Below are 1,645 nucleotides of genomic sequence, written 5' to 3' on the forward strand. Positions count from 1 at the left end.
TTTTTGCATTATGATAGAAGATAAAAATCAACAACGTACACAATTAAGTGATTTAGGAGAATTTGGTTTAATAGATCATTTAACAAAGAATTTTGAAATAAAACACGAATCTACGGTAAAGAGTATAGGGGATGATGCTGCTGTGATTAACCCTAAAAATAAACAAGTTGTTATTACCACAGATTTATTAGTAGAAGGCGTGCATTTCGATTTAAGTTATGCGCCTTTAAAACATCTAGGATATAAGGCCGTTGTTGTCAATCTATCAGATGTTTATGCAATGAATGCAGAAGCTACTCAAATAACAGTATCTATTGCTGTATCTAATCGATTTTCTTTAGAAGCATTAGAAGAATTGTATGCAGGTATAGAGGCCGCTTCAAAAATATATAACATAGATGTAGTTGGTGGAGACACAACGTCTTCTACTTCTGGATTACTTATCTCTGTTACTGCATTAGGAGAAGTAAGTGCAGAAGATGTTGTTTATAGAAATGGAGCTAAACCTAATGATTTATTAGTTGTTACAGGAGATTTAGGAGGTGCCTATATGGGATTACAAGTTTTAGAACGAGAAAAAGAAGTTTTTAAGGTAAACCCGAATAATCAACCAGACTTAGATGCTTATACATACATTATGGAGCGTCAATTAAAGCCTGAAGCGCGAAAAGATATTGTTAAGTTGTTAAAAGAATTAGATGTTAAACCAACAGCTATGATTGATATTAGTGATGGATTGTCTTCTGAGATATTACATATTTGTAAAATGAGCAAAGTAGGTTGCGATTTGTACGAAAACAAAATTCCTTTAGATCCTCAAGTTATTTCTACTTGCGAAGAGTTTAATATAGATAGTACAACCATTGCTTTAAATGGAGGTGAAGATTACGAGCTTTTAATGACAATTTCTCAAAAGGACTTCCCAAAAATAAAAGGGAACCCTAACTTAACAGTTATTGGTTTTATGACTGAAGAAAATGCAGGTGCTAATTTGGTAACTAGAGCTGAAACCAAAATACCATTACAAGCCCAAGGCTGGAAAAACTTTGACAATTAATAACTACGATGTCATTTTATAAGCTGTACGTAATTCTTCTTTATTAAGTCTAGATTGACGTTTTGTGTGAATTCTTGATAAGATAGAATTTATCTCCTTGTATTTAGGAGTTAAAGGCGTTAAGTTTCCTTTGCTATTAGTTGTTAATTCCTTATTGCAATGAGAGCATTTATACTCTTTTACATGATAAGTTACATTTCGTGATACTTCAAAGTGGTGTCCAAATAAATTACATATTAATCGCATAGATAGTGGGAGGATATAAGGTGATGATAATCATGATTTTAGTTAAAGGTTGTTAAACATAATAAAAAAATAATAATCTCCGACTAAAAGTTGTTTTTATTCGATAAAATGCACTAGTTCTTGTAAGTATTCTTCCTTGTTTTCAATATGAGACATGTGTCCTTGAGAGAACACACGTGTTTTAATATTATGTTTTTCAGCAAACTGAGTTATAGATTTTGAATTTAAAACGGTATCTTTTTCTCCTAACAGAATGATTTTTTTAAAAGGTGCCCTGGCAAAAAAAGTAGACAAATCTTCTCGTAATTTCATGCCTTCCTGTCCAGCTATATACCCCTGTAG

2 protein-coding genes and 1 pseudogene are annotated in these 1,645 nt (G+C 31.9%); 1 reads left to right on the forward strand and 2 read right to left on the reverse strand.

Annotated features, from left to right (window positions below):
- Positions 1–10: 10 nt before the first annotated feature.
- Entirely contained in the window at positions 11–1,057 is a 1,047-nt protein-coding gene (gene thiL / locus ACVC2P_RS18985) for a thiamine-phosphate kinase (protein ID WP_452600021.1), read from the forward strand.
- A 3-nt stretch (positions 1,058–1,060) separates the two neighbouring features.
- Here thiL and ACVC2P_RS18990 read toward each other — a convergent pair whose 3' ends face one another.
- Together ACVC2P_RS18990 and ACVC2P_RS18995 are read right to left on the reverse strand one after the other, a co-directional pair.
- The gene (locus ACVC2P_RS18990; RefSeq protein ID WP_452600020.1) at positions 1,061–1,303 is read right to left on the reverse strand and encodes a DUF1660 family phage protein; all 243 of its coding nucleotides are present in this window, start codon (positions 1,301–1,303) and stop codon (positions 1,061–1,063) included.
- Positions 1,304–1,399: 96 nt separating this feature from the next.
- Positions 1,400–1,645, reverse strand: a pseudogene (locus ACVC2P_RS18995) (alpha/beta hydrolase); the annotation flags it as partial.

It is taken from the genome of Pontimicrobium sp. MEBiC01747, from assembly GCF_053601635.1.

Bases quoted from the DNA above. Each gene is read 5' to 3' on its own strand.
- thiL (WP_452600021.1), top strand. From the start codon at position 11: ATGATAGAAGATAAAAATCAACAACGTACACAATTAAGTGATTTAGGA.
- ACVC2P_RS18990 (WP_452600020.1), bottom strand. From the start codon at position 1,303: ATGCGATTAATATGTAATTTATTTGGACACCACTTTGAAGTATCACGA.